Here is a 17797-nt window from a genome sequence, read left to right as displayed (position 1 = left end):
GCGATCGGCACAGGCTGCCTTGCCGCCAGAGCAGCACCGTGACGAAGCCAATTCATGGTTCCCTGCCTTCTTCGAGTTGACGCCAACATGATTTTGTTGGCCATTTCGGTCACTTTTATCTGACACGCGATCTCTGCTTGATGTCGCAGACCTTGTGGAGCCAAGTCGGGCCGAATTCGTTGCGGATTGCGTGCAGGATGTTTCCTTGCCCCTCGACCGGGCCGCGCCAGATGCGGGCGTTGTACCAATAGACATTATCAAGCACGTCACGCCAGCGGCGCCCGTAGGCGTCGGCGAAGGCCTGCAGGGCGGCGCGCTCGTCCGGAAGCAGGTTGCGGTAGGCACGGTTCACGCTGGTCACTCCTGGGGGTTCGAAGCCTTTTTCCGTCCGTTTACGCACGCCATATGTGCACCGACATCACTGGGGGCTCTTCAGCGGATAACGTTTGTCGCATGTGGCATTGCTTCACGCGGTCGGCGGCCATTCCTCGACCACGGCGGCCCTTCAGGTCGCCTGATGGGAGCCTGCATCACGGAGAACGCGCGCCATTGCAAGGCGGCAAGGATCAGTTCGAGGCCTTTGGCAGAAAGGCCCAAAACATTGGCAGCGGACAACAAGGTTCGATCGTTAGCCACGACCTGCGAAAGCAAACTCTCGTCGGTTTGCTAGGCGGAGAGAAGCGGGCGGCCTCGAAACTCCGACGGGCTTTTTCCTGTCCAGCGACGACATGCATGGCTGAATGAGCTCGCCTGGTGGAACCCCAAGAGCCAGGCAATTTGCGAAGCCTGCAGGTTCTCCTCTTCGAGGTAGCGCATGGCTAAGTCGCGGCGCAGCTCGTCGAGGATTTCGCCAAAGCTGATGTCTTCCTCCGCCAACCGGCGGGCGAGGGTCCGCTCGCTCAGTCCGAGCCGCCGCGCCACCGTCTTGGCTCGCGCCTCGGCATGGGGGAGGAGCGGGGCTATCGTATTTTCGACGAGGGTGCGAAAGGGACTAATGTTCGAGGTGCGGACCGAGATGGCATTCTCGCACATCTTCACCATCAGCTCGTTGAGGAACGGGTCATCCCCGACAAGGGGAAGCTCCAGTATCGCAGCGTCAAAGTGGATTTCGTCGGCACAAGCGCCGAACTCGATGTCGCAACCGAACTGTCGCCGTATCGCGCGCACATCGCCCGAACGGTGGTGAACGAAACTTGCTCGAAGGGGTACAAGCTTTTGGCCGACAACCTGACGGCAAAGGCGTAAGAGCACAAACGCCAGGCATTCGATCTGATGCCGGTCCAAATGTCGGGGAACCCCGGCATAGGTCAGTCCGAGACGGCAGACCGACGCCTTGTCGATCTGGATGGCGAGCGCCTCGTTCGCAACGCGAACGTATCGTTCAACCCGCCGTAGGGCGTCGCCAAGGCAAGGTGACGAGGCTGCGGCGTAGTACAACATCCCAATTTCACGAAGGTCGAAGTCCTGCGCCAGCGTGAGACCGATCCAGTTGTCCTTGGCGGCGCGCGAAGCCCGTCCCAGAAACTCGATCTGCGACATGCTGCTGATGCGCTTGTGGCTGGCGAGATCGGCCTCCGATAAGCCCGACTGGGACAGCAATGGTGCGGGATTTATTCCCAACCGTTCGAGATGCGCCACAGCGAGGCGTACAGCAAGGCCCATTGCGGTCGGAACGGCCGCCAGTCTTCGAACGATCGGGCCGTCGTGAAGCGTAACCACCGCTGCCTACCGCCAATCTCACGACCAGACTATGGTCCACTTGGCAGCTTGGCGCAAGTGAGGTGGCACATGGCCGTTAAACCTGCGCGCGCATCACCAACAAGCCGTCGCAGCGATCTAGCCTGTTGAGCGTTTTGCGAGGGCAGTCCGTAGCCCTTCCCCCTAGCGAGGCTCGCCACGAGCTTTCCTACCGATTCCGCTCCGTGTAAACCGCCAAGAGCGGGCCGCCCTCGGCCCGCCTTCAGCAGCGCTGGCTATTTCTTGTTCTTGCCGCCACCAGAAAGGCCGCCGTGGCTTTGACCGCCGCTGTTATCCGCGGTCCCGTCGGCATCAGAGCCGTCGCCGTTATTCGAGCTGCCGGGGTTGCTGCTGTCATTGCCATCAGGGTCATTGCCGTGGCCATTGTTACCTTGACCGCCCGGATTGCTGTTACCATTCCCCCCATTTTCCTTGCCTGGCTTGTCCTTGCCCGGCTTGTCCTTGCTTGGCTTGTCCTTGCTGGGCTTGTCCTTGCTGGGCTTGTCCTTGCTGGGCTTGTCCTTGCCCGGCTTGTCCTTGCCCGGCTTGTCCTTGCCCGGCTTGTCCTTGCTTGGCTTGTCCTTGCTGGGCTTGTCCTTGCTGGGCTTGTCCTTGCTGGGCTTGTCCTTGCCCGGCTTGTCCTTGCCCGGCTTGTCCTTGCTTGGCTTGTCCTTGCTGGGCTTGTCCTTGCCCGGCTTGTCCTTGCCTTGGTCGCCGGTGCCGCCGGCGTTGCCAGTGCCGCCGGTGCCGCCGGCGTTGTCAGTGCCGCCGGTGCCGCCAGTGCCGCCGGTCTCGCCGGTGCCGCCGGTGCCGCCGGCGTTGTCAGTGCCGCCGGTGCCGCCAGTGCCGCCGGTCTCGCCGGTGCCGCCGGCGTTGCCACCGGAGCCGCTGCCACCTGCACGGCTGGGTGTGTGGGGAGCCTGTATGGAACTGCCCGCGTTACTCGACGAGCCGGGTTTGCCCGCCGCAGCAGACGTACCTGACTTGCTGGGCGTATCATCGGAGTTGCCGACCGACCCGGACTTGCCGACCGTACGGGCGTCACCGCGGGCAGCCCCACTACTCCTTTCGCACGACTGCGAGAAGGACGGCACGCGGCTGCGACCACAGGTGTAACGGGTCAGCTTCGTTGCGACAGCAGAGTGCGTGGAGGAGAATTTCATCGTTTCTGCGGCAGCGCCGCCGCTACCGACAAGCCCGCAGAGGACTGTGGTAGCTATGAGATAGCCGAGACGTTTCAATCTGTCGTTCCTTTCGATTGCCCACGCGGATCCAATGCGCCATAGCTTGCTGCTAGGCTGCCAGGTCGCGCCGGCACTGTTGAATGATCGTTGGGTGTTCAGCGGCTTGTTGCGCATTCGGTAGCAGCCCGCTGCCAACAAAAATGCCTAGAGGGCCACTGAACGCCCGCTATATACGGGTTAACGTATCGTTATGTGAGATGGCTAACTTGCTCTGAGCTGCCAATTACTTACGCTTAGCCGACAACGAACAAAACGGCGAACGCACTGTGCAAAAATCCGCTGATCGCCCCGCAGATCCAGCCACCGCTTTCCATCCGGAGCTTCGTCGGCCCCCGCTGCTGGTGCCGGAAGGTTCTGGCGGCTCGACGCCGGAAAGGGCGAAAGTCCAAGCGGGACAGGCCGGATGATGGCTGTGATGGACCGATGTCCCGGCCAAGGCCGAAACGCGCCGGATCATCGGCGAGCCGGACGCGGCAGCTATGAAGGTTACATGTTGCAGATCTTCGACGAGTCGGAAGCGGAAGGCCTTGCGGCGTATTCGAGATCGCCCTCAATACTGTAGCAGGCGTGGCGTGCGCCGTTTACGAGACCCCGGCTGACGATAATGCACCCCAGTCGGTCGTATCGACAGAGCCGTATTGGTTCGCCGCATCCTCTCCGCAGAATGCGGCCGATGTCTTCTACCAGATGTTGGTTGACCGCGCCGCGGACGCTTAACCGGGCGAGCCATCTAAATGGCGGAAGCGCTGGGGTGTACTGCACGCGGTTCGAACGCAACGTATCCCGCGATGCAAGGCCCGGAAATGGCCTTTGAGGGGCAATGCGGCTATCCTCGCCAGCATGGACGCACTCTCGCCGCGACAGGAAGCCTTCTGCCGTCACCTTGCCGAGGGGCGGTCGCAGCGGCAGGCTTATATCGAAGCCGGGTACTCGGCGCGCGGCGATACCGCCGATGAAGCCGCCTCGCGTTTAGCAGGGAATATCAAGGTCGCTTTCCGCCTCGCTGAATTGCAGGCGCAGCAGGCGAAGCGGCTTGATCTCACGGTCGAGAAACTGGTGCTGGAATTGGAGGACGCGCGGCTATCGGCGATGGCGGACCGGAATTACGCCGTCGCCATCGTGGCAACCATGGCGAAGGCCAAGCTGCTCGGCTTTATCGTCCCCGGGGGCCGGGGCATCAGGCGAGAACCGCCCGGCCCGGTGCCGAAACCTTATCCCATCGACCCCGAGACAAGTCTCGCCGAATGGAAGGCGCGGTTCTGCCCGAAGGTGGCGTAAGCCCAACCTCCCACATTTAGCTCTTGGCGATGCAGGTCCCGCTCATTTGCGACACAACGGCACCACCGTGAGGCCAAACAACATGACGCGACGTGACCGCTCGGATGCGCCCGTTTGTGTCGGCGTTGATGATCGTGGTCATGTTTGTGTTGCCGGAAGGCGTTTGCTCGATAAACAAAGTCGAACCGAATGCACGAGCGGCATAGACGTCAGCCGCTCCCTGATTGCCAATTAGTTGCGCCTTGTTAGCAGCAAAGTCGATGGCGGCGAACGTCAACTCGAAGCCTTCTTCCTTAATGGCGTAAGGCGTGTCACCTGATATCGGGTCGAAGTTCGCAACTGCCGTCATGTTGAAGTTGCAGACGTAGGCTAACGCTGATTGATCAGCGGGCGTCTGCGCGTGTGCCGACAAGACCGGCGCGATTAATAAGGCAGAAGTTATGAGCGCGCTTTGATTTGGCTTTGCATATGCAAGACCTTCGTTAACCCGGCCATTTAGTTGCGGCTCTCGATGAACATGGCAAAGAACTGTTTCAACACTGCTGAGAACGCGTTGGACAGTCCTCGCTCAAGCTCGATGTCAGAGCCACCCGCCCCGATGACACCGTTCGTCCATAGCTCCAGGGTGCCTGAACGCGGCTTACTTTCCGGTCCTTCTGTAGCACCGGTTTCATTCTGACGTTGTTCCGATCCTGCTGCGTAACGCTGTCTTGTTAGGCGGCGCAAATAGCGCCACCACAAATGCCGAAGGTGCAAGCCAAGGTGCAAGTGGCGAAACCGTCATTCCGAAAAACAGAGCCATTTCCGTTATTTACGAAAAATCGATGGCGGACAGAGAGGGATTCGAACCCTCGATACGCTTTCACGTATACACGCGTTCCAGGCGTGCGCCTTCAACCACTCGGCCACCTGTCCATCCTTGAAACAGCCGCTGGTCAGTCCGGCTGGATGGGGAAGAGCGAACTCTTCCGGCGTGCGCCGGACGAACCGGCGGACGGGCGCGATATATACCGATGATTTGCGCGGGATCAACTGGTTTCTGACAGTTTATTGACATCTTGTGAGATGGCCTTGGCGAAGTCGGCCATTGCGCTCGCAACTTGCGGCGCCTATTTCTTGGCGCACTACAGCGCCGCGCGTCTTAGGGACGCGCAAGGGCCGCTGTAGCATTTTGAACTGCGGCATGTCTTTGTCCTTAAATCGAGGTCGATCCAAGGAGACATGCAGCAGCGTAGATGATCGGAAAAGCGCGCATCGGACGCGCAACGTGCCACGGCGGCCAAAAGGACGAAGATGCGGTTGCTGCTGAAGCTTGCAAGCTTTCTCGCGCTGGCGGTGGCCGTGCTTGCCGGGACCGTCGACTCGATACAGTCGGTTGCCGCGTCAGAGCCGGCGATGACCTCGCTCGCCGATGCCATATCCGCTCTTGGCCCGGAAGCACTTAACTGGGTGCACTCACTGCAACGCACCGATGCCGGGCCGGCGTTCTGGTTGACGGCGCTGCAATGGCTCTTTGCCCGGCCTGCTTTCGCGGTGTTGCTGGCGCTCGCCCTGATCCTGTGGATGGCGGGCTACAAGAAACGCCCCGCCGCCGGGCGATTTGCCGCCTGATCGCCGCTACTGCTTGTTTCCTTAAATCGCAGCCGATTTAGGGATAAAACATGCAGCAATTCAAAGTGCCACAGCGTCCTTTGCGCGTTCGTCCGAACGCGCGGCGCTCCAGATCATTTCATTTGTTTCATTGAAACAGCGAAATGATCTAACTCTTTGAAACACGCAATTCCGGACGGAAAACCGTGACACACTTTTCCTGGAATTGCTCTAGCCGGTCGTCGACGCTTTCCGCGCGCGAAAGGAGCCGCAGATGTTTCTGATCGACATGTTCAACAAGAAGACGATCCTGCCCGACGCCGAGACCGCACTTCGCGGGCGCGAGGAGGAGACTCCGACGGCAGAGACACACTTCGTCTCCGGACGTCCGCTGAAGGGTCCCTACCCCGACGGGATGAAGAAGGTGCTTTTCGGCATGGGCTGCTTCTGGGGCGCCGAGCGGCTGCTCTGGAACATCCCGGGCGTCCACGTGACCGCCGCCGGCTATTCCGGCGGGCTGACGCCGAACCCGACCTATCAGGAGACCACGACCGGGCTCACGGGCCACGCGGAGGTCGTGCTCGTCGTCTACGATCCGACAAAGGTCTCCTTCGCAAGGTTGCTGAAGGCCTTCTTCGAGGAACACGATCCGACCCAAGGCATGCGGCAGGGCAACGATATCGGCACCACCTACCGCTCGGCGATCTATGTTTATGACGAGGAACAGCTCCGCGAGGCGAAGGCTGCGCGCGACGCCTTCCAGAAGGCTCTGAATGCCTTCGACCACGGCGGTGAGATCACCGCCGAAATCGGCATGGCCGGACCACTTTATTTTGCCGAGGACTATCACCAGCAGTATCTGGCCAAGAACCCCGACGGTTACTGCGGCCTTCGCGGCACCGGCGTCAGCTGTCCGATCGGCCGCTAGGCTTGTCGCCCTGCCGGAAACGGCGTGCCGATTTGCTTCTTGGAACCGGCGTCCGGCGGCTGTGCGCCGGGCGCCGCAACTTTTTTACCATCTGAAAAATTTTGAGTGTTTTTTTGCGGAAGCCGTGCAAGGATGCGCCCACCCAAGCCTTAACAAGAGAGGGGCGGGCTGCGCGTTCAGGCCCCCGTTGGACTGCCGCCAGACCCGATAAGATCAATAGCGACAACAGGGCTGCACGATGAAAAAAACCATTCTCGGTCTCTTTGCTTTCTCCATGATGTCCGCGACGGCATTGGCCGCCGACATCAAGCCGGCGATCATCTACGATCTTGGCGGCAAGTTCGACAAATCCTTCAACGAAGCGGCCTTTAACGGCGCCGAAAAGTTCAAGACCGAATCAGGCATCGAATACCGCGAATTCGAAATCGCCAACGATGCGCAGCGCGAACAGGCGTTGCGCCGCTTTGCCAGCGACGGCAACAGCCCAATCGTAATGGCCGGCTTCAACTGGGCGGCATCGCTCGAGAAAATTGCCGCGGAATATCCGGACACGAAGTTCGCGATCATCGACATGGTGGTCGAAAAGCCGAATGTCAAATCGATCGTCTTCAAGGAGCAGGAAGGCTCCTACCTCGTCGGCGTGCTCGCCGGCCTCGCCTCCAAGTCGAAGACCGTCAGCTTCGTCGGCGGCATGGACATCCCGCTGATCCACAAGTTCGCCTGCGGCTATGTCGGCGGCGCCAAGTCGATCGGCGCGGACGTCAAGGTGCTTGAGGCCTATACCGGCACGACGCCGGACGCCTGGAACGATCCGGTCAAGGGCGGTGAAATCGCAAAATCCCAGATCGATCAGGGCGCGGACGTCGTCTACCATGCCGCCGGCGGTACCGGCGTAGGCGTGCTGCAGGCGGCAGCGGATGCCGGCAAGCTCGGCATCGGCGTCGATTCCAACCAGAACATGCTGCAGCCGGGCAAGGTCTTGACCTCGATGCTGAAGCGCGTCGACGTCGCCGTCTATGATTCCTTCATGGCGGCCAAGAACGACAAGTTCGAGTTTGGCATTTCCAACCTCGGCCTCAAGGAAGACGGCGTCGGCTACGCGCTCGACGACAACAACAAGGCTCTGATCACGCCGGAAATGCACGATGCGGTCGAAAAGGTGAAGGCCGACATCATTGCCGGCAAGGTGCAGGTGCACGACTACATGAGCACCGAATCCTGCCCCTACTAATTGCGGTGACCTGACATCAAGAGGCCGCCTGCTTCGATGAAGCAGGCGGCCTTTTCGTTTCCAGAGCAACCTGCTTCAAGGGGGACCACTGAAAGCAGAAAAGATGCTCTAGATTCGCGTTCATTTCAACGCCCGGCGCTCTAGTCGGAGCATCATGAAACGCGGCTTCCGCCCGCATTCCACGCCCCCGACCGTTTCAGTAATGCGGCGGGCGGGTCACCGGTATCGCATCACGCGTCTGTTCCTCGAGGCTCAGGAAGCGCTCCGTCAGGCGGTCAAGCTTCGCCCGGGTCTGTTCGACCACCTTCCACTGCTCGGCCAGCTGGTCCGAAAGCTCCTCGATGGTCTTCGCCTGGTGCGCCAGCATTTCTTCGAGACGCGTGATCCGATTGTCGGCGTCGCTCATGTGATTACTCCTGCGTCCGGCGTCTGGTTCTCGTCGTCCAAGACGACCGCGCTGTCAAGCGGTCACGATCACGCGCCGGCTGCCACCTTTTGAGCCGCCGAAAAGCCGGGATCGCGTGCCGAAAGCATCTTGTGGAGATGCACCATCATGGCGGCAGCAAAGAGCGGTGTCAGCAGGTTGAGCAGCGGTACGGCCAGGAACGCCGCCAGCACGAGCCCCGCGAGAAACACGGTCGAGCGGTGTTTGACACGAAAGAGTCGCGCCTCGGAAGGCGAACGATAGCGCATTGCGGCGAACTCGAAAAATTCCCGCCCGAGCAGGTAGCCGTTGACGAGGAAGAAGGCGATGAGATTGACGCCCGGCACGAGCAGCAGCAGGAGCGCAACGATGTTGCCGAGGATGACGACGCCGAGGAATTTCGCCGATCCGGTCATTGCCGCCACAAGTGGCAGCGGCTTGCCCGGCGCGCCATCGGGATAGTCGCGCGTCTCGATCACCTCGGCGACGTCGTCGAGGAAGAAGCCGGCGATGAGCGCGGTGACCGGCGCGAGCAAAAGGGCAAGCGCCAGGGCCAGACCCAGGCTCGCGAAGATGCCGACGATGAATGTGAGCCAGCCGGCCCAGACGGGTGTGCCCGGCATCAGCGTGTCGATCCACGGGAGGGCGAGCCAGACGAACACTTCGCGCAGGGCGAACCAAAGGGCGATGAGCGCAAGAAGCGTCAGCCCAAGCACTTTCCAGAACACCGAGCGGGTCTCCGCCGCGAAGAGATTGGCGAAGGCAAGTCGCGCCGCATCCATGATCATGACCGCTCTCCATCGGAACAGCGCAGCGTGTCTTGTCAGACGCGCAAGGGACGCTGTAGCACTTTGAATTGCTGCATGTTTTCATCCTTACATCGGCTGCGATTCAAGGAAACATGCAGAAGGTGGCTCAAGCCCATGTAGGCAGGTCGATTGCGAACGACAAGATAGGCAGCGGTTGCCGACAGCAACCGGTCTGCGGCGCGTTGCAAGCCGCGCCGCCCCGCCGTCTCGCCGCCGGCGAAAATCGCGGATCATGGTCCCGGGCGCTGGCAAACGTGACGCAGGGCGATATGCTATGCCTAAATTCGATGCAGGGCTGTGTTGCGCCGGAAATGACCCGCGGCCAGCCAGGGAGACCAAATGACCAGCCAGAAAACCCTCGCGAGCCTCGCCGTCCTCGTCCAATCGGGCAAGCTCGATCCTGTCAAGCTCGCCGCAGAAACGTTTCATCGCATCGAGGCGTATCCGGACCAGTCGATCTTCGTTGGCCTGACGCGCGAACGCGCACTCAAGGAAGCGCAGGCGGCATCAAATAGGCTCAAGGCTGGGCGTGCGCTCGGTCTGCTCGATGGGCTGCCTGTCGCCTGGAAGGATCTTTTCGACCTTGCCGGCAGCGTGACGACGGCGGGTTCCATCGTCTTCAAGGACAACCCGCCCGCAGCGGCAGACGCGGCCGTCGTCGGCGCACTCGCTGCCGCCGGGATGGTCAGCGTCGGCCGGACGAACATGAGCGAATTTGCCTTTTCCGGTCTCGGCATCAATCCGCACTATGGCACGCCGCGCAATCCGGCATCGCCGGATGTGCACCGGATCCCCGGCGGCTCGTCCTCCGGTTCCGCCGCAGCCGTCGCCGCTGGCCTCGTGCCGGTTGCGATCGGCACGGACACGGGCGGCTCGGTGCGCATCCCCGCGGCAATGACCGGCATCGTCGGCTACAAGGCGACGCGCGGCCGTTATGCGATGAAAGGCGTGTTTCCGCTCGCCGAGAGCCTCGATTCGCTCGGCCCGCTTTGCCATACGGTGCAGGATGCAGTTTGGGCGGATGCCGCCATGCACAGCCTGACGGCGCCGGTCATCCGCCGCGCCGACCTTAGCGATCTCTCGATCGTCGTTCCGGAAACGATCGTCTTCGACGACGCCGAACCGGAGGTGGTCGCGGCCTTCGAGGCAGCAATCAAAAGGCTTGAGGCGGCGGGCGTCCGGGTCAGGCGCGCGCCCTTCCCGAGCTTTGCCGCCGTGTTCGATCTGACGGCGCGCCATGGCGCCCTGGTGACGGCGGAAGCCTATGCCCTCCACCGCGAGCGCCTCGCCGGTCCCGAAGCGGCGAGGATCGATCCGCGCGTCGTCACTCGCACGAGACTCGGCGAGAAGATCGCCCTCAGTGATTACATCGCCCTTCTCGATGCACGTGACCAGTTGATCCACGAAACGGTAGAGAGCCTTGCGCCTGGCGAACTCATCGCGCATCCGACATTGCCGCATGTCGCCCCGCCGATCACGCCGCTTCTTTCCGACGACGAGCTTTTCTTCAAGGTGAATGCCAAGACACTGCGCAACACGCTGATCGGCAATTTCCTCGATTTCTGCGGCATCTCCATCCCCTGCGGTACAGGCGCTGCCGGCATGCCGGCCGGTTTGCTGCTCTCCGCACCGCACCACCAGGACGACCGGCTGCTTAGCGCAGCCCTTGCTGCCGAAGCGATCATCCGGGGTGGCGCATGATCATCTGCTTCGATATCGGCGGATCCGCGATCAAAGGCGCGATCACACATTCGCCGGAGCGGATATTCCCTCTGCCGCGGCGCACCACGCCGCTTAGCGACTTTCGCCGCTTCGTCGCAACGCTCGAGTCGGTGCTCGACGAGGCGGGCGGCCTGCCGGAAAGCGTGGCGATCTCGATCACCGGCGTCATCGATCCGCAGACCCGTCGGATCAAATGCGCCAATATTCCCTGTATCGACGGCCGGGAGCTTGCCGCCGAGCTCGAGGCCGCCTTGCACCTGCCCGTGGTGATCGCCAACGACGCCGATTGCTTCGCGCTCGCCGAGGCCGGCATCGGCGCGGGGCGCGATCACCGGATCGTCTTCGGCGCGATCCTTGGCACCGGGGTCGGCGGCGGCCTGGTGGTCGACGGCAAGCTGATCAACGCCGATGGCGGCTTTGCCGGAGAATGGGGGCATGCGCCCGCCCTCGCGTCCGAGGCGGGACATCCGCCCATTGCCATACCGATCTTCGACTGCGGTTGCGGGCAACGCGGCTGCGTCGACACCGTGGGCGGGGCGCGCGGGCTCGAAAGGCTGCACACGACGGTGCACGATACGTCTCTCTCCAGCCACGAGGTCATCGACGCCTGGCAGAACGGGAATGACGAAGCAGCGCGCACGATCGACATTTTCGTCGATCTCATCAGTTCGCCGCTGGCGCTCGTCGTCAACATAACCGGTGCGACAATCGTTCCGGTCGGCGGCGGGCTCTCCAACTCCGAAGCCCTGCTTGCCGAAATCGACGGCGCCGTGCGCGGCCGCATCCTCCGGCGCTTCGACCGGCCGCTCGTCGTGCGCGGGGAATGCCGGCTGGAGCCAGGCCTGATCGGCGCTGCACTGCTCGGTTTCGGAGAAAAGGTCACATGAGCGGCATCCTGCTCGAGGTCTGCGTCGATGACACGGACGGCTTGATGGCGGCGATCGAGGGCGGCGCGGATCGTATCGAGCTCTGCTCGGCCCTGGCCGTCGGCGGCTTGACGCCAAGCCCGGGCTTGATGGCGCTCGCCGGCCCGCCGCCGCTGCCGGTCTATGCGATGATCCGGCCCCGTCCCGGAGATTTCGTCTACGGCCCTGCCGATCTCGATGCCATGCGCCGGGACATCGATGCAGCCCGCGATGCAGGGCTTGCCGGCGTCGTCCTCGGCGCATCGCTGTCCGATGGCCGGCTCGACGCGCAGATGCTCCGCAAGCTTGCCGGCCACGCAGCGGGATTGGGGCTGACGCTTCATCGGGCCTTCGATCTCGTTCCGGATTTCGCCGAGGCGATGGCGATCGCGGAAGATCTCGGCTTTGAAAGGATCCTGACCTCGGGCGGCGCGAAAAGCGCGCCGGAGGCGGTCGACAGTCTGGCGCGGCTCATCGAATTGGCGGCAGGCAGAATTTCCGTGATGCCCGGTTCCGGCATTACCGTCGACACGATCGATGCGCTGTTGCCGAGCCTCGCCGTCACGGAGGTTCATTCCTCCTGCTCCGTTCGTGAGCCGGCTCAAGATCCCCGGCTGGTGGCGATGGGCTTCGTCTCGGGAGACCGGCGCCGGACGGATGCGGCGACGGTCAAGGCACTGAAGGCGCGGCTTGGAGCCTTTCAGACCTGATTTTGGATCGAATCGACTCCGAGGTACCCCTCCCCAACCCCTCCCCACAAGGGGGAGGGGCTGCAGCGCTCGCTGCAACCGATTGCCATTTGCAAAGTTCGAGGCTTCTGCAACGGCCATGAACACCCGAGTCGGAGCGACCGGGTAAGCCCCTCCCCCTTGTGGGGAGGGGTTGGGGAACTACAGCCGAGGCACTAGAGCGTTTCATTGCTTAAGTGAATCGGATGGGATTCCCGGCAAGTCGGTTTTGTGATTCAAGATGCTGGCTGGGCGGAGGCCAGCATCTGATGACACGAGCCCTTTCGAATGATCTTCGCGAGCGTGTTGTTGCGGCAGTTCTGGCAGGCGAGAACTGCCGTTCGGTTGCGTCGCGATTTGGCGTATCGGTCTCATCCGTGGTGAAGTGGTCGCGGCGCTATCGGGCGACCGGTTCTGTCGCACCGGGCAAGATGGGCGGCCATCGCAAGCGCATTCTGGAGCCACATCGCGCGTTCATCACCGAGCGGCTCACCCAGAACCCGCAGCTGACCCTGCATGGGCTGAAGGCTGAACTGGCGCGGCGCGGTGTGGCTGTTTCGCACAATGCGGTGTGGCAGTTCATCCGGCGCGAAGGGCTGCGCTTCAAAAAAAACGCTGTTCGCCCTTGAGCAGGCCCGCGCCGACATTGCCCGCCGACGTCAGCGCTGGAAGGCATGGCAGGCTGGTCTCGATCCCAGACGGCTGGTGTTCATCGACGAGACCTGGATCAAGACCAACATGACGCCGCTGCGCGGCTGGGGTCCGAAGGGCAAACGCTTGCGCGCCTTTGCCCCGCATGGTCACTGGCGCACGCTGACATTCCTGGGCGCACTGCGTTGCGACCAGCTCACCGCACCCTGCGTCTTCGACGGGCCGATCAATGGCCAATGCTTCCGCGCCTATGTCGAGCAACAACTCGTGCCCATCCTCAAGCCTGGCGACATTGTCATCATGGACAATCTCGGCAGCCACAAATCTGCCGCCGTCCGTCAGATCGTCACAGCGGCCGGCGCAAGGCTTTGGTTCCTGCCGCCCTATTCCCCCGACCTCAATCCGATCGAACAGGCCTTCGCCAAGATCAAGCACTGGATGCGCCATGCACAAAAGCGAACAATCGAGGACACCTGGCGACACATTGGCTCTCTCGTCACGACAATCCAACCCGGCGAATGCAGCAACTACTTCGCAAACGCCGGCTACGCTTCCGTCAAAACATGAAACGCTCTAAGCCGAGAAGACCTGCTCTCCGGCGATCCAGGTGGACCTCATGCCAAGTTCCGGCGTCAGCAGCACGAAATCGGCGTCCGTCCCGGGCAGCAGCCGGCCCTTATGGGAGGCAATGCCCATGACGTCGGCCGGATAGGCGGAGGCCATGCGGACCGCTTCCTCGATCGGCAGGCCGAGCTTCTCGTGCACGAAGCGGACCGATGACAGCATGTCGATGTCTGCTCCCGCGAGCGTCCCGTCGGCAAGCGTCAGGCGACCGCCCTGGCGCAGGATTTGGCGGCCATTGAGATGGAAGCTGGTCATCTCGGTGCCGATCGGCGACATCGCGTCGGTTACCAGGAAAATCTGTCCCGGACCTTTCTTGCCTCGCAGCGCGATGCCCATCGACGCCGGATCGACATGGAAGCCATCGGCGATCAAACCGGCATGCAGCGTTCCCGTGGCAAGCGCCGCGCCGACGACGCCGGGTTCGCGGTGGCCGAGACCGCTCATCGCGTTGAAGAGATGCGTGACCGTCCGAGCGCCGGCCCTGGCGTAGCTGCAAGCCGTGTCATAGCCGACATCCGTATGGCCGAGGCTGACGACGACACCGGCATCACAAAGCGCACGCACCTGCTCTCGTGTGGCGTTTTCCGGAGCAACCGTCACCATCAGGCAGCCGAGTGCGCGCGCGCAGGCGACCATTTCCGCCAGGTCGGCATCGTCCATCGGGCGGATCAGCGAGGGGTCATGCGCCCCCTTGCGGGCGATCGACAGGTGCGGGCCTTCCAGATGCAGGCCGAGAAAGCCGGCCACCGCCGCCTTCTTTGCCTCGAGGCCGGCCTCGATGGCTGCGGTGCGCACTTCGCGCGTGTCCGTGATCAGCGTCGGCAGGAGCGCGGTGGTGCCGAATTTCGCATGCGCCGTGCAGATCTGCCGGATCCCGTCAAGGGTCGGCTGTTCGTTGAGCAGCGCGCCGCCGCCGCCATTGACCTGCAGGTCGATGAAACCGGGAACGAGAAGCAGGCCGTGTGCGTCGACCGCGTCGGCATCGGTGGGCGCGGCCGACGCCGGAACGATCGCCTTCACGCGACCCGCCTCTACGACCAGGACGGCGCCGTCATGCCAGTCGATGCCGTCGAAGATCCGCGCGCCGGTGATTTTCTTCTTCGCAGTCATCGTGTCTCCGTTACCTTCTTGAGGCTTGCCGGTGCATCCGGATCGAGGCCGCGCGAACGCGACCAGGATTCGACGAAGCCGTAGAACGGCAGGATCAGCGTCAGCGCATCGGTGATCGGATGTCCAGTTTCGACGAAGGGCAGGCGTTTCGCCTTCTGGGCCCGCGCCGAAGTGACATGCACGACCGCGCCCTTGGTGCTCATGCCGTCGGCGCTTTCGACCACCGAGGCCTCGGCCGCGTCGCGGGCGGCAAGCGCCAGCACCGGAAATTTAGCGCCGACCAGCGCCACCGGACCGTGCAGCACTTCCGCCGAGGAATAGGCTTCGGCATGCATGCCGGACGTTTCCTTGAATTTCAGCGCCGCTTCGCTCGCAATTGCCAGCGCCGGGCCGCGGCCTAGCACGTAAAGCGATTCGGCTTCCCCGAGATCGGCGGCGAAATCCTGCCAGTCGAGCTTCACGGCCTTGGCGAATTGATTCGGCAGATCGGCGACGGCGCGCTTGAGCGCCGCATCTCCCGTCCATTCGCCCAGCACCGCAAGGCCCGCGACGATCGAGTTAACATAGGACTTTGTCGCGGCGACGGCGAGTTCGGGGCCGGCGAGAATATCGAGAGGATGGGTACAGGCCTCGGCAATCGGCGAGGGCACCGTGTTGGTGAGGGCGATCGACACCGCACCGGCGCGTGTCGCCGATTGCGCCATCGCCACGATGTCGGGACTCTTGCCGGACTGGGAGATCGCGATTGCCGCCGCACCGCCGAGCTTCAGATTGGCGCCGTAGATCGAAGCGAGCGACGGTCCAAGCGAAGCGACCGGGCGGCCGGCCGTGAGCTCGATCGCATATTTCAGGAACAGCGCCGCATGATCGGAGGAGCCGCGGGCGATCGTCACGAGGAACGCCGGATCCTTGGCCCTGAGCGCCGCACCGGCCGCCTTCAGGGCGTCGACCGAACTGTCCAGCAACCGTGCAGCGGCCTCCGGGGTTTCATCGATTTCTCGCCGCATGTTGGTTTGCATCATCCATTCCTTTTTGCTGGCCATTGCTGGCGGGGCGGATCAGGACTCCGAAAGCGTCAATTCCGCGACAAAATCATAGGCATCGCCCCGGTAGAGCGAGCGGGTGAATTCAACGACGCGCCCCGATGCAAGATAGGAGACGCGCTCGATGGAAAGGCCGGCGGCGCCGACGGCAACGCCGAGCATCGACGCGTCAGGATCCTTGATATTGCAGGCCGAAATGCGCTGCACCGCCCGGACGGGCCGGGACCGGGTCTTGTCGAGGGCGGCATAGAGCGACGAAGTCACAGCCAGCGGGTCCGGCAGGAATTCGGTCGAGATGCTGGCGCGCTCGATCGCCAGCGGCATGCCGTCGGCGATGCGCAGGCGGCCCAACCGCGCGACGAGGGCATCGGCCGGAAGACCGAGGGTCATCATTTCGTCAGGCGACGGGTGGAACAGTCCCCTCTCCAGCCACTCCGCCCGCGCATTCAGGCCCCGCCTGGCCATGTCCTCGGTAAAGGACGTCAACCTCGACAGCGACTGCTCGACGCGCGAGACGGGTCTGACGACGAAGGTCCCGGAGCCATGGCGGCGCACGAGCAGGCCGTCGCGCACAAGGTCATCGACCGCCTTGCGCACAGTCACCCGGCTGATATTGGCATAGTCCGCAAGATCCCTCTCCGGCGGCAGCGCATCCCCGTGGTTGAGCTTGCCCGAAAGGATGGCTTCCTCGAGCGACTGCCTGAGCTTCAGATAGAGCGGACCGGCCCCACCCGACTGCAGGCCCTCCAGCGGCAGGATGGCGGCAAGTTGCTGGGTCATGCGCCGACCTCCGGCCTGGAACCGAAGCGTCGAGCAGCGAGCGCCACCGCTCCGGTCAAGGCGTCCGCCTCCGCTTCGACAAAATGCTTCTGGTGGCGCTCGGCAAGCCACGGGCGATAAAGCGGCGCCAGGCCGCCGAGCAAGCAGAGCCGCTCGCTTCCTCTCGACACGACCACGTCGAGCGCCTCGTCGACCGTGGTCGCAGCAGCTTCGAGCAGGCGCAGTGCCACGGCATCGCCACGTCCGGCCTGTTCGAAGACGCGCGGGGCATAGCGTCCGAATTCGCCGGGCTTGGCCAGCCGTGCGAAGTCGACGACATCCCTCGGATCGTTGTTGAATTCAGCCATGACGGAATCGGTGACCGGCGATCCCTCGTGAATGCCATCGAAGGCAAGCAGGCTTTCCTGCAGCAGCGCATGACCGATGCGCGCACCACTGCCGTGATCGCCGATCGTGAAGCCCCAGCCGCCGATATAGCTCACGGCTTCGCCATGGCGCGCGATATAAATGGTGCCCGTCCCGAGAATGGCGACCGCGCCGTCCTTTTCGCCGAGCGCGCCCTGAAGCGCGATCAATCCGTCGGACTCGATCTCTGCCGCCGCGAACGGGAGCCGCCGCTTCACGTAATGCACGGCATCCCCGACATTGTGACCCGCAACGCCGACGATCGCGCGGGCCTGCGTGATCCCGGCAGGATCGATGCCGGCATTCTCGAAGGCGGCCCGCGAGGCCTCCGTTATGTTCGCAAGCGCCGTCTCCGGATCGGTGAGGATGTTTGCGGCACCAGCCTTTCCACGGCCGAGAATCCGACCGTCCGGCGCGGCCGCGGCCGCCCGGCAACTCGTTCCGCCGCCATCGATTCCGATCAGATAAGACGTCATGGGCACCTCCGTCAGATAAGATACCAAAAAAATACCAATAACCAAGCGAGATTTTTTCGGACAACTAATGTTTGAAATAAATCCTTGTTTTTCCGCACACATTTTCAATATT

18 protein-coding genes and 1 tRNA gene are annotated in these 17797 nt (G+C 62.8%); 8 read left to right on the top strand and 11 right to left on the bottom strand.

What is annotated here, in order from left to right; all coding sequences use genetic code 11:
- Positions 1-115: 115 nt before the first annotated feature.
- From RB548_RS19630 to RB548_RS19620, 3 genes are all read right to left on the bottom strand, one after another.
- On the bottom strand, positions 116-352 hold the full coding sequence (locus RB548_RS19630; RefSeq protein ID WP_331372866.1) for a hypothetical protein: 237 nt from the start codon (positions 350-352) through the stop codon (positions 116-118).
- Between the two features lie 314 nt (positions 353-666).
- Positions 667-1638: an AraC family transcriptional regulator gene (locus tag RB548_RS19625; protein WP_331372865.1), complete on the bottom strand. Its 972-nt coding sequence runs from the start codon at positions 1636-1638 to the stop codon at positions 667-669.
- Positions 1639-1973: 335 nt separating this feature from the next.
- The gene (locus RB548_RS19620) at positions 1974-3095 is read right to left on the bottom strand and encodes a hypothetical protein (protein WP_331372864.1); all 1122 of its coding nucleotides are present in this window, start codon (positions 3093-3095) and stop codon (positions 1974-1976) included.
- 726 nt (positions 3096-3821) lie between these two features.
- Between RB548_RS19620 and RB548_RS19615 the strand changes: the two genes are divergently transcribed.
- On the top strand, positions 3822-4259 hold the full coding sequence (locus RB548_RS19615; protein WP_331372863.1) for a terminase small subunit: 438 nt from the start codon (positions 3822-3824) through the stop codon (positions 4257-4259).
- Positions 4260-4275: 16 nt separating this feature from the next.
- Here the strand turns inward: RB548_RS19615 and RB548_RS19610 are convergent, their stop codons facing one another.
- Entirely contained in the window at positions 4276-4608 is a 333-nt protein-coding gene (locus RB548_RS19610) for a hypothetical protein (protein ID WP_331372862.1), read from the bottom strand.
- A gap of 476 nt (positions 4609-5084) precedes the next feature.
- A tRNA-Ser gene (locus tag RB548_RS19605) sits at positions 5085-5174 on the bottom strand.
- Positions 5175-5552: 378 nt separating this feature from the next.
- Between RB548_RS19605 and RB548_RS19600 the strand changes: the two genes are divergently transcribed.
- The 3 genes from RB548_RS19600 (at position 5553) to RB548_RS19590 (ending at position 8008) form a co-directional block, all read left to right on the top strand.
- Positions 5553-5870 (top strand): hypothetical protein, encoded by a 318-nt coding sequence (locus tag RB548_RS19600; RefSeq protein WP_331372861.1) that lies wholly within the window; start codon positions 5553-5555, stop codon positions 5868-5870.
- A 253-nt stretch (positions 5871-6123) separates the two neighbouring features.
- Positions 6124-6777: a peptide-methionine (S)-S-oxide reductase MsrA gene (msrA, locus tag RB548_RS19595; RefSeq protein ID WP_331372860.1), complete on the top strand. Its 654-nt coding sequence runs from the start codon at positions 6124-6126 to the stop codon at positions 6775-6777.
- Between the two features lie 238 nt (positions 6778-7015).
- The gene (locus RB548_RS19590) at positions 7016-8008 is read left to right on the top strand and encodes a BMP family lipoprotein (RefSeq protein ID WP_331372859.1); all 993 of its coding nucleotides are present in this window, start codon (positions 7016-7018) and stop codon (positions 8006-8008) included.
- Between the two features lie 196 nt (positions 8009-8204).
- On the opposite strand, the gene RB548_RS19585 is transcribed toward RB548_RS19590, so the two are convergent.
- Both RB548_RS19585 and RB548_RS19580 read right to left on the bottom strand, forming a co-directional pair.
- Positions 8205-8414: a SlyX family protein gene (locus RB548_RS19585; protein ID WP_331372858.1), complete on the bottom strand. Its 210-nt coding sequence runs from the start codon at positions 8412-8414 to the stop codon at positions 8205-8207.
- A 68-nt stretch (positions 8415-8482) separates the two neighbouring features.
- Positions 8483-9220: a sulfate transporter family protein gene (locus RB548_RS19580; protein WP_331372857.1), complete on the bottom strand. Its 738-nt coding sequence runs from the start codon at positions 9218-9220 to the stop codon at positions 8483-8485.
- Positions 9221-9580: 360 nt separating this feature from the next.
- Between RB548_RS19580 and RB548_RS19575 the strand changes: the two genes are divergently transcribed.
- From RB548_RS19575 to RB548_RS19560, 4 genes are all read left to right on the top strand, one after another.
- Entirely contained in the window at positions 9581-10942 is a 1362-nt protein-coding gene (locus tag RB548_RS19575; RefSeq protein ID WP_331372856.1) for an amidase, read from the top strand.
- Positions 10939-11850 carry an ROK family protein gene (locus tag RB548_RS19570; RefSeq protein WP_331372855.1) on the top strand — a complete coding sequence of 304 codons (912 nt, stop codon included), beginning with the start codon at positions 10939-10941 and terminating at the stop codon, positions 11848-11850. Before RB548_RS19575 ends, RB548_RS19570 begins: the two co-directional genes overlap by 4 nt.
- Positions 11847-12578, top strand: coding sequence for a copper homeostasis protein CutC (locus tag RB548_RS19565; RefSeq protein WP_331372854.1), 732 nt, complete (start codon positions 11847-11849; stop codon positions 12576-12578). Before RB548_RS19570 ends, RB548_RS19565 begins: the two co-directional genes overlap by 4 nt.
- 287 nt (positions 12579-12865) lie before the next feature.
- A protein-coding gene (locus RB548_RS19560) for an IS630 family transposase (RefSeq protein WP_331372853.1) occupies positions 12866-13814 on the top strand; the annotation gives its coding sequence in 2 pieces (ribosomal slippage) (positions 12866-13201 and positions 13203-13814; 948 coding nt in all).
- Positions 13815-13820: 6 nt separating this feature from the next.
- On the opposite strand, the gene nagA is transcribed toward RB548_RS19560, so the two are convergent.
- Genes nagA through RB548_RS19540 form a run of 4 tightly spaced genes read right to left on the bottom strand, consistent with a single transcriptional unit; the run spans position 13821 to position 17685 of the window.
- Positions 13821-14981, bottom strand: a complete 1161-nt coding sequence (gene nagA / locus RB548_RS19555; RefSeq protein WP_331372852.1) for an N-acetylglucosamine-6-phosphate deacetylase — start codon at positions 14979-14981, stop codon at positions 13821-13823.
- Positions 14978-16000 (bottom strand): SIS domain-containing protein, encoded by a 1023-nt coding sequence (locus RB548_RS19550; RefSeq protein ID WP_331372851.1) that lies wholly within the window; start codon positions 15998-16000, stop codon positions 14978-14980. Before RB548_RS19550 ends, nagA begins: the two co-directional genes overlap by 4 nt.
- Positions 16001-16039: 39 nt before the next feature.
- Entirely contained in the window at positions 16040-16804 is a 765-nt protein-coding gene (locus RB548_RS19545; protein WP_283961037.1) for a GntR family transcriptional regulator, read from the bottom strand.
- The gene (locus RB548_RS19540) at positions 16801-17685 is read right to left on the bottom strand and encodes an N-acetylglucosamine kinase (RefSeq protein WP_331372850.1); all 885 of its coding nucleotides are present in this window, start codon (positions 17683-17685) and stop codon (positions 16801-16803) included. The genes RB548_RS19545 and RB548_RS19540 overlap by 4 nt, the downstream gene beginning before the upstream one ends.
- Positions 17686-17797 lie beyond the last annotated feature (112 nt).

The organism is Sinorhizobium chiapasense (genome assembly GCF_036488675.1).
GTDB lineage: Bacteria > Pseudomonadota > Alphaproteobacteria > Rhizobiales > Rhizobiaceae > Sinorhizobium > Sinorhizobium chiapasense.
The sequence above is the reverse complement of the archived record's forward strand: the minus strand, read 5'-3'. Positions and strand labels throughout refer to the sequence as shown.